Origin of the sequence: Actinomadura livida (assembly GCF_014648675.1) — a bacterium.
GTDB classification, from domain to species: Bacteria; Actinomycetota; Actinomycetes; order Streptosporangiales; family Streptosporangiaceae; genus Spirillospora; species Spirillospora livida.
Map to the genome: position 1 here is coordinate 496,884 of NZ_BMRO01000004.1, position 9,347 is coordinate 506,230.

The 9,347-nt window shown below is 69.9% G+C and carries 8 protein-coding genes; 5 read left to right on the forward strand and 3 right to left on the reverse strand.

The features are described 5' to 3' along the window. The first annotated feature begins 211 nt into the window (after positions 1-211). From IEZ03_RS12065 to IEZ03_RS12080, 4 genes are all read left to right on the forward strand, one after another. Positions 212-1,423: a serine hydrolase domain-containing protein gene (locus IEZ03_RS12065; protein ID WP_184888221.1), complete on the forward strand. Its 1,212-nt coding sequence runs from the start codon at positions 212-214 to the stop codon at positions 1,421-1,423. Positions 1,424-1,540: 117 nt separating this feature from the next. Then, positions 1,541-2,623 carry a DUF6745 domain-containing protein gene (locus IEZ03_RS12070; protein WP_184888219.1) on the forward strand — a complete coding sequence of 361 codons (1,083 nt, stop codon included), beginning with the start codon at positions 1,541-1,543 and terminating at the stop codon, positions 2,621-2,623. A gap of 10 nt (positions 2,624-2,633) precedes the next feature. Next, positions 2,634-3,086 (forward strand): DUF8820 family protein, encoded by a 453-nt coding sequence (locus IEZ03_RS12075; protein ID WP_184888216.1) that lies wholly within the window; start codon positions 2,634-2,636, stop codon positions 3,084-3,086. Positions 3,087-3,669: 583 nt separating this feature from the next. Further along, positions 3,670-5,106, forward strand: a complete 1,437-nt coding sequence (locus tag IEZ03_RS12080) for an HNH endonuclease signature motif containing protein (protein WP_184888214.1) — start codon at positions 3,670-3,672, stop codon at positions 5,104-5,106. 9 nt (positions 5,107-5,115) lie between these two features. Here the strand turns inward: IEZ03_RS12080 and IEZ03_RS12085 are convergent, their stop codons facing one another. Next, a complete protein-coding gene (locus IEZ03_RS12085) occupies positions 5,116-6,204 on the reverse strand; it encodes a sulfite oxidase (RefSeq protein WP_184888212.1) in 1,089 nt (362 codons plus the stop codon). 141 nt (positions 6,205-6,345) lie between these two features. On the opposite strand from IEZ03_RS12085, the gene IEZ03_RS12090 reads away from it, so the two are divergent. Next, positions 6,346-7,761, forward strand: a complete 1,416-nt coding sequence (locus tag IEZ03_RS12090; RefSeq protein ID WP_184888210.1) for an MBL fold metallo-hydrolase — start codon at positions 6,346-6,348, stop codon at positions 7,759-7,761. Between the two features lie 10 nt (positions 7,762-7,771). On the opposite strand, the gene IEZ03_RS12095 is transcribed toward IEZ03_RS12090, so the two are convergent. Both IEZ03_RS12095 and IEZ03_RS12100 read right to left on the reverse strand, forming a co-directional pair. Beyond that, positions 7,772-8,239, reverse strand: coding sequence for a GNAT family N-acetyltransferase (locus IEZ03_RS12095; RefSeq protein WP_184888208.1), 468 nt, complete (start codon positions 8,237-8,239; stop codon positions 7,772-7,774). Positions 8,240-8,317: 78 nt separating this feature from the next. Then, positions 8,318-9,347: aldehyde dehydrogenase family protein (locus IEZ03_RS12100; protein ID WP_229808230.1), on the reverse strand; the 1,030-nt coding region annotated here is incomplete at its 5' end.

The following is a 9,347-nucleotide window of genomic DNA, read 5'->3' on the forward strand; positions in this document are numbered from 1 at the left end:
GCTTCCTCCCGCAGCGCCCGCACGCGGTCCTTGATGATCACATTGCTGAATTCCGGGCGGTTCATGTCCGTCTCCCTGTTCCCGCCGGACCCGTCTTGGCCCGACATGTACAAGGCTCGTCCTAAGACCCCGCCCCCCACATCGGTACGACGCCTTATGCGGCCCCCTAAGACGCCTTAGATTCGTGCCCACCCCTTCGAAGGAGCCTCAGATGGACGTCCAGGCGGGCACGCGGGAACTGGCCGAGCGGTTCGTCGCGTCCGGGCAGGAGGTCGGGCTCCAAGTCGCCGCCTACCTGAACGGTGAGCCCGTGGTGAACGTGTGCGCGGGTAAGGCCGATGGGACTACGGCCGATGCGACTACGGGCCGTCCGGTCGACGAGCGAACACTCTTTCCCAGTGGCCCGGGGCCGATTTCGACCGTCGTCCATGTGCTTGCGGAGCATGGACTGCTCGACTACGGTACCCCGGTCGCCGCCTACTGGCCGGAGTTCGGCGCCCACGGCAAGACCGACGTCACGCTTGCACACGTCCTCACCCATTCCGCCGGGGTACCGCAGACCCCGTCCGGCATCACACTCGACGACCTCGCCGACTGGGACGGGATGTGCGCGCGGATCGCGGACCTGCGGCCGCTCTGGCGGGCGGGCGCCACGAGCGGGCACCACGGGCTGACCTACGGCTTCATCCTCGGCGAGGTCGCCCGCCGGGTCACCGGGCGGCCCGTCTCGGCGGTCCTGCGGGACGAGGTCGCCGCTCCGCTCGGCGTCCCCGACGATCTGTTCTTCGGCGTCCCGGCTCGTCATCTGTGCCGAGTTGCGCGGCTGGAGGACGGGGACCGATCCGACAGCCTGGTGCACTTCCCCGACGGTTCGCTGTACCACCAGGTGGTTCCGTCGTGGATGCAGGTGGGTGCCGTGTTGGCGAACCGGCCCGAGAGTCAGGTGCTGGACCTTCCGTCCGGCGGTGCGGCGACTGCCCAGGCGCTCGCTCGCATGTACGCCGCCCTCATCGGTGAGGTGGACGGCGTTCGCCTCATCGGCCCGATCAGGACCGGTCGGCTCTCGGCGCTGGTCACGATGAAGGAAGACCGGGTGACCTGGCTGCCCTCCCCTAGGGGTCTGGGGTACATCGTCGGCACCGTGGACATGGGCGGCGGGGCCGCTTTCGGCTGGCCGTCCGGTACCGGCGGCCTGGCCTTCGCCGACCCCCAGCGCGGATTCTCCTTCGCCTATCTGCCCAGCCTTCTGACCCCCGGATTGGCGGACCGCGCCTACCAGGTCGCCGACGGTATCCGGCTGGCACTGGGGCTGGAGACGGCGGTGATCCAGGCCGTCCGGAGGAGGATGGCGAAGCGCATGGCCCGCCGTGTTCGTGCTCGTGTGGCTCGGCGGAGGGCGGCTGAAGTCAGACGTCGTCTGTAGGACGTCGTTGGTGGGACGTTGTGTGCCGAGGTTGCGGAAAGGAGGTGGACAAGTCGGGACTTGGTCTGTCACCATCCTGGCCATGATCTATGAAAGGGGCGTCGCCGCCCTCGTCCGGTGAGCGTCTTCGCGCAGCGGGAAGCTGCCGAGATCCGCGCGGAATGGCTTGGTCATCTGCTTTCCAGCCTGCCCGCTGACCATGCGGCCGCCGAGGCCGCCATCTCTGAGCTGTACCGGCTGATCGGGGCCGATCCACCGCGTTTTCACTGGGTCGCCTCGCCTTTGGCTGCCCTGGAGACCGTTCCGCCTGGGCTGCGGTTGCGGGCGTCCGAGTCTGTGGACCGTGTCGCCGACTGGCCGCTGGCGCTGCGGTTCCGCAGGTCGATCAGTGAACTGACCGCGCAGCTCGATGTCTCCGTGATGCGCCATCAGCGTGCATTGGACAAGTTGTTGGGGCAGGTCGTGCGAGCGCCGCTCATGGCATCCCGCCGCAGCACGCTCGCCATGGCGCTCCGGTCGGTTCGGGATGTGTCCTGGCGGAGCGACTCCTGGTACGCGGCTCTCTGTGCGTCCTGGCCCGCCCACTACGACGCGATCCGCCGGACGTCCGGTGTCGTCTTCACGCCTGAGCAGAATCGTCTGCTCGACTTTTGGGCGGCGGCGGTCCGGTCGTGTGGCTGGTGGTGGCCGCGCGAAGACGTCTGCGTCGTATCCGAGCGGCCCGTCGAGATCCACACCGAGGTCTGGGGCGACGAAGGGCAGGTGCGGCTGCATCGCCCGGACGGCCCCGCCCTCCGGTTCGCCGACGGCTGGGACGTCCATGCCTGGCACGGCACGAAAGTGCCGTCCTGGGTGATCGACGACGACCCCGACGTCGAACGGATCGCGCGGGAGACCAACATCGAGGTCCGGCGATGCGCGATCGAGAAGATCGGCTGGGGCGACTACATCGACCGGGCCGGGCTGCGGCTGGTGGCCGCCGCGCCGGACCCCGGCAACCCCGGCTCCGAACTGCGGCTCTACGACCTTCGCGAGCAGACCCGGGTGCTGCTCGCGGTCAACGGCTCCATCGAACGCGACGGGCACCGCCGCCGGTACGGGCTGACCGTGCCGGGCGGGATCGACGACCCGGTCGCCGCCGCCGGCTGGACCTACGGGCTGTCCGGTGATCAGTACTCACGACTCGTCCGCCGAACCTGAGGTGATTTCGATGACTGTGACTCTCGCGTCTCTTTCCCAGCAGACCGGGCTCGCCGTGCTCGACCATCTTGAGCAATCGGTGAGCATCCCCGTTATTGACGGGATCCAAGCTCAGGGCGACCTGATCGTCATTCCGTTCTCCGAGGTCTCGGTGTCCGTGTCGTTCTGGCCGAATGCCACCTGGAGGGAAGTGCCGGCCGAAGGGGTTGAACTACTCCGGGGTGCGGCGGGTGGCAATCCACATACGCTCGTCGCCGATTCTGGCGCTTGTCGCTGGACTACGCATTTGTCGGACGCCGGTGGCCTTGCTATTGGTGTCTTCGAGGCGTCTGCTCCTGTCTATCTGCTGCATCCCGAGCATGGTGCTTCCGGGTGTACGCCGGGGCGGTATGTCGTCCGGCGGCAGCGCGAATACGCGGCGGGGGGATGGGGGCCATTGGGGTCGCGTCTGGTCGCTGACTGAGGGATGTGGCTGCGCGCGCATGCTCGGTGTGCCTTCCGGTCTGGTGCCTGGGCGGCCGCGCGGGCGTCATTCTTTGGTGGGTGTGTCCGCTACGTGGGCGGTTGTTGCGTAAGCCGTGGGTGGGCGCTGCTTCGGGGGCAGCGCCTTCCTCGGTGCTTGGATTGCTGATCTCTTGCTGGTGGGGTTCTGCTGCTGGCTGGTCGCTGCGTTCCTGTCTTGTTGGTGCGTGGCTGAGCTCTGCTTTTTATCGGTTTTGTGTGGTGGCCGTGGTGGCCGTGGTGGGCGGCTGAGGTGCCTTCCGTGGGTGGGTGCGCTTGTTTCGGTGTGTCGCCGGTTGCTGTCACTTTGGTTGCGGTGGTGGTTTGGGTTGGGTGTTGATCTGCGGGATTGGTGCGGGGTGTTGGTTGGGCCGCGCTTCGCGCGGAAAGCTGTCGGTGAGGGGGTGGAGTCTTGTTTTTGGGGCGGTGGTGCTTGGTGGAGGCTGGAAAAAGGTGGTGACAGTAATGTGGCGTGTCTGAATTGTCTGCCGGTATTGGTGGGGTCTTCGTTTATGATGGGGGGACGGAATTCGGGTTGGGGGTGAATGTTCGTGACAATGCCTGCACCTGTTGGCGCAATCGCCAATAATCGGCGGCGTGAATGGGAAGATCGCGAGTGGTTCCCGCCTGGTCCGCAACTGGCTATCTGCCTGTCCGGTGAGAAGAACCGGCTGGACGATCTGACCGATGAAGAACTGCTCCAGGTCGCGGCGGCGGCCCGGCGGCAGACCTCGTGGGCGCAGGCGCGGGAGCTTGCCGCGATCGCCGAGCTCACCCGCCGCCGCACCGCCGACGAGGACTCTGACGACACTGACCACCGGATTCTGTCCGGCCGGGAGTCGGTCACCGAAGAGGTCGCCGCCGCGCTGACCGTTACGAGCAACACCGCCGCCAACCTGGTCCACCTCGCCGAGCGGCTGACCGGTCCCCTGGCCGAGACGGGAGAGGCGCTCGGCGCCGGACGGCTCGACATGGCCAAGGCCCGCGTCATCTGCGATGTCACCGACCGGCTTCCCGAAGAGGTGGCCGGACGGGTGGAGCGCGCCGCGTTGGAGACGGCGTCCGGGCAGACCACGGGACAACTGCGCCGCCGCATCAGGAGAATCGCTCAGCGCCTCGCACCTGAAGCGGTCGAAGAACGCAGGCGGGAGGCGACCCGGCTACGGCGGCTGGAGCTATGGGACACCCCGTCCGGCACCAGCGATCTGGCCCTGTGCGACCTGGCCGCCGAGGACGCCCACGCCATCTTCAACAAGATCACCGCCGCCGCGCACGGCATCCAGGCCGATGGTGACACTCGGCCCCTCAACACCATTCGCGCCGACCTCGCCGCGCAACTGTTGCATGGCGTTGAACTGCCCGAGGCGATCCGCGCCCTGCTGACGGAGACGCGCGACGACAGCGCGAAGGACGGTTCTGTCGGCGATGGTGATGTCGCGCCGTTCGCTCCCGTCGTCGCTCCCTCCGGTGGGGGTGACGACCTGCGAACCGGAGCGGGCGGTGCGTGCGACGAGTTCAGCGGTGATACGGACATCGCGGCTCTGGCGAATGAGGTGGAGCGGCGCCTCAGGCATGTGCAAGGGCGCGTCCCTCCCCGGGAACTGCCGCACGCTGTCCGGCAGACTGCGCAGCGCATCCACAGCCAGTTCTCGGAAGCTCGCGACGCGGCCTGCCGGGGTGACGAAGAGGGCCACGGCAGACCCGGCTACCGGCCGCCCGCGGCGATGCGGCGAGAGGTCGAAGCCCGCCATTCGACGTGCGTGTTCCCCACCTGCAACCAGCCCTCCCACCGCTGCGATCTGGACCACACGGTGCCCTGGCGTCCCGGAATCACGTGCCGGTGCAACCTTGCACCGCTCTGCAGACGCCACCACAGACTGAAGCAGCGCAAGGATTGGCGACTCTTCCAAATCTGGGCCGGACTGCTGATCTGGGTCACCCCGTCCGGCGCCTGGTACCTGGTCCGCCCAGAACGGCGGTAAAACCGGGCCTCAAGCGGAGTTCAGGTGGATGCGGGCCCAGGAGTTGTTGATGTAGCCCTTGGGATTCCACAGGTGGGCCGGGGATTCGGGTTGGAGTGCGCCTGTGGAATCCCACGCCCTTGCGGTGACTTCGACATCGCCTGGAGGGAGGTCGACGGTCGTGTGCCAGTGCTGCCATGCCCACGGTCCGTCTCCGGCATCCAGGTCCGCCTGGGTCCACGTTCGGCCGCCGTCCACGGAGACGTCTATGCGGGCTACGGTGCGATCGTCCCCGGCTAGGGCGTACCCCGTGACTTGGGCGGGGCCGGGTGGCACCTGGGCGCCGTCGTCGGGGCTGAGGATCTCGCAATTGAGGGCGATCGGCCCCAAGGAGATGCCGTCGCCGGGTCCGGCCCGGCTGGGGTCGGCCTCCGGGGGCAGGACGCGGTAGGCGGTGGCCTGGAAGTAGTTGGCGGACGGCTCCGCCTGCGCGGTGACGCGGCTGAGCCACTTGACGCTGCGTGCCCCGATCCAGCCGGGGACGATCACCCGCAGCGGGGCGCCGTGGATCCGGGGGAGCGGTTCACCGTTCATCGCCCAGGCCAGGAGCACCTCCGGGCTCAGGGCCTTGGCGGCGGGGATGGAGCCGCCGTAAGGCTCGGGCGGATCCGGGAGAGGGGAGACGTCCGGCGCGGCGAAGGCGATGTGGGCGGCGTCGGAGTGTAGGTCGGCGTGGGCCAGGACGTCGGCCAGGCGCACCCCGCTCCAGCGTCCGGTGGCGGTGGCGCAGGGGCCCCACGGCTCCTCGCCGGGAATGTCGCGCACCTCCAGCAGACCGGCGCGGCGGTTGCCGGCGCATTGCAACGTCGCCGTCACCTCGACGTCGTCGAACCGGTCGCGCAATTGCTCCAGAGACAGTTCCAGCGGGTTGTGCACCAGGCCGTCCACGGTCAAGCGCCAGGCGGCGGGGTCGATCTCGGGGATCGGGCCGTGGTTGCGGCTGTAGAACGCATCGGGCGGCGTCACGCGGTGTCCGGCCAGCGCCGTGCGGGGCGGCTCGGCGTTGTACGGCTCCCGCTCGTGCACCACCATGTCGTCCCGTTTCCCCCATGGACTCATGCCTTGGGAGTACCCGCACCGCGCGGTTGATGCGGTCTTTCCGCAGGTCACCGAGGTGCGAACCGCTTGTTTACGGGTATGGCGGGCGAAAGGCCGAATGCGGCCCGGTCGTTGACCAGGCCCTGACCTGGAGGGGTGGCGATGTTCTTCCAGCAGTTCTACTTCGAAGGTCTGGGGCACGCGTCGTACCTGCTGGGGTCGGAGCAGACCGGGGAGGCGCTGGTGTTCGACCCCCGGCGGGACGTCGACGACTACCTGGAGCAGGCGCGCCGCAAGGGGCTCCGCATCCGGTACGTGCTCGACTCGCACGGCCACAACGACTACCTCTCCGGGGTGACGCAGCTCGCGGCCCGCACCGGCGCGCAGGCCCTCGGCTCGGCCACGGCGGACCTCGGCTACCGGCACCGCGCCCTGCGCGACGGGGAGCAGTTCGAGATCGGGGAGATCGGCATCGAGGTGCTGCACACGCCTGGGCACACCCCCGAGCACATCAGCCTTCTCGTCTACGACCGGGACCTCGGCGCGGACGAACCTGCGCTGCTGCTGTCCGGCGGTGCGTTGCTGGTCGGCGACCTTGCGCGGCCCGACCTGCTCGGCGGGCGCGCTGAGGCCGAAGAGGCCGCCCAGGCCCTTTGCGACACTGTGCGGGACAAGATCCTTTCGCTTCCCGACCATGTGGAGGTCTTCCCTACTCATGTGGCCGGTTCGCTGTGCGGCGGCAGCATCGGGAGTCGGCTGTCCACGACCATCGGCTACGAGCGGCGCACCAACGCCCGGCTCGCCGAGACCGGCACCCCGGAGCGGTTCGTCGAGCGCTGCCTGCGGCCGGACGCCCTGCCCGCCGTCCCGCCGTACTGGCGCCGGATGCGTGCGCGGAACCTTGCGGGCGTCGAGCCCGTCACCCTGGTCGGGGAGCCGCCCGCGCTGCAGGTGGAGCAGGTCCGGCGGGCCCAGGACGAGGGGGCCGTGGTGCTGGACGTCCGCGCGCCGGAGGCGTTCGGCGGGAGCCACGTCCCGGGCGCGCTCAACGTCGGGCTCGGCTCGTCCTTCGCCACCTGGACGGGGACCGTGCTGCCGGAGGCCGCCCGCGTCGTCCTCGTCGTGGACCGCCCCGAGGACGTGTGGACGGTCACCTGGCACCTGCTGCGCATCGGCTACGACCCGCCCATCGGCTGGCTGGCCGGCGGCATGACGGCGTGGCGCGCCGCCGCCGAGCCGCTGGAGGGACTGCCGCAGATCAGCGTCGGCGAACTCCACGACCGGGTGGTGGCCGAGGAGGTGAACGTGCTGGACGTCCGCCAGCCCGCCGAATGGTCCGCCGGGCACGTCCCGGGCGCCGCCTTCATCACCGGCGCGGAACTGCCCGCGCGGCTCGGCCGGGTGCCGCGCGGCAGGCCGCTGGCCGTCACCTGCAGCACCGGGTACCGGTCGTCCGTCGCCGCCAGCCTGCTGGCTGCTCATCAGGACGAGCCGGTCCTCAACGTGCTCGGGGGAATGACCGCGTGGCGGGCCGCGGGGCATCCCGTCGAGGTGCCCGTCGGCGCCGCCGCGGGTTGAGCGGGGCGGGTCAGGCGACCTCGACGAAGCCCATGTGTTCGTAGAGGCGGCGGGCTCGGCGGTTGCGGCGGGTTACGGCGAGGGTGAGGGTGTCGTGGCCCTCTGCGGCGAGTGCGTGCATGGCGGCGCGGACGAGTGCCTGGCCTAGGCCGTGGCCGGAGTGGGACGGGGCGGTGAAGAGGAAGGCCAGCAGCGGCAGGCCCCTATAGAGGGTGACCAGCGCGGCGCCTACGGGGCGGCCTTGGGCCTCGGCGACGAACGACGCGGCTGGGAGGAAGGTGCCGTACTCGCCGTCCAGCGCTAGCCGGATCTCGCGTGCCGCGCCTTCCGGGCCCCCTACGTCGGCCTCGTCGGGGGTGCCTCGGTAGGCGTCCCACATGACCGGGCCCAGCGCCGGGACGTCATCGGGCCGGAACGGGCGGATACCGGGTGGGGGCGGCGGCATCGCGCGCAGCGGCGCCTGGAAACGGCTGCGCACCGGTGCACCGTACGTCCCGGATGTCATGGTTTCGAGTCTAGGCGGCGCCCCCGCGCCGGGCGGGGGCGCCGGGCGGTGTCAGCGCTTGTAGCGGCGGCCGTGGATCATGTTGATCATGTTGAGGACGCGCGCCATCTCCTTCTCGGTGCGCTCGAAGGAGGTCAGGTTCATCGTCGCGAACCGCTGCCGCGTGATGGCCTTCGGGCGGGTGAACTCGCGCAGCCCGTCCGCGCCGTGGATCCGGCCGAACCCCGACTCGCCGACACCGCCGAAGGGCAGCGCGGCGACCTGGGCGAACGCGGCGAAGGCGTTGATGGACGTCATGCCGGAGCGCATCCGGCGGGCGACGTCCATCGCGCGGGACCGGTCGCCGGAGAAGACCGTCCCGGCGAGGCCGTAGCTGGTCCGGTTGGCCTTCTCGACGGCCTCGTCCAGGTCCTTGACGCGGTGCACGGTGATCGTCGGGCCGAAGGTCTCCTCGGACACGGCGGCCGAGTCGTCCGGCACGTCGGTCAGCACGACCGGCTCCACGTACGGCTTGCGCACGGACTCGGCGCCGCCGACGACGGCCTTGCCGCCCTTGTCCAGGGCGTCCTTGATGTGCCGCTCGATGATGTCGAGCTGGGCCGGCATGGTGATCGGGCCGTAGGCGGCCTCGCGGTCGAAGCCGGGACGCAGGTCCTTGGCCTTGTCGGTGAGCTTGCCGAGGAACTTGTCGTAGGCGTCGTCGACGACGTAGATGCGCTCGACGCCGATGCAGGTCTGGCCCGCGTTCGACATCGCGCCCCACAGCGCCGCGTCGGCGGCGGCGTCGAGGTCGGCGTCGGAGTCGACGATGCAGGCGTCCTTGCCGCCGCACTCGGCCACGATCGGCGTGAGGTTCTCCGCGCACGCGGCCATGACGCGCTTGGCGGTCCGGGCCGAGCCGGTGAAGGCGATCTTGTCGACGTCCGGGGACGAGGCGAGCGCCGCGCCCGTCTCGCCGAGCCCGGTGATCGTCTGCAGCACGGGGTGCTCGGGCACGACGGCGGAGACGAGCTCCTCCAGGAAGACCCCGACGCCCGGGGTGAACTCCGACGGCTTGAACACCACGGCGTTGCCGGCGGCG